This window comes from Pseudoalteromonas sp. bablab_jr011, assembly GCF_016464045.1.
Lineage (GTDB): Bacteria > Pseudomonadota > Gammaproteobacteria > Enterobacterales > Alteromonadaceae > Pseudoalteromonas > Pseudoalteromonas lipolytica.
In genome coordinates this window covers 1-221 of record NZ_JACDWU010000178.1, presented here as the reverse complement: position 1 = coordinate 221, position 221 = coordinate 1, and the positions used below count along the sequence as shown (strand labels likewise).

The window sequence follows — 221 nt, the reverse complement described above, 5'->3', positions numbered from 1 at the left end:
TCGAGGCTTTACGAACCTCAAGCATGACGCGCAAGCCAAAGGCGAAGCAGGATGAACAAGGTCGGTATGTGTCAAACAAAGCCAAACAAAAGGCTGGGCTAAACAAGTCTATTTTAAACGTTGGCTGGCACATCATAGAGATTTACACCAAATACAAGGCCTACCAAGCAGGAAAAGCCGTCTTCAAAATACCCGCCCCGCATACCAGTCAGGAGTGCGCT

1 pseudogene is annotated in these 221 nt (G+C 48.4%); it reads left to right on the top strand.

Annotation, left to right across the window (positions count from 1 at the left end):
- Nucleotides 1-23: 23 nt before the first annotated feature.
- A pseudogene (locus JIG41_RS22695) lies at nt 24-221 on the top strand (RNA-guided endonuclease TnpB family protein); the annotation flags it as partial.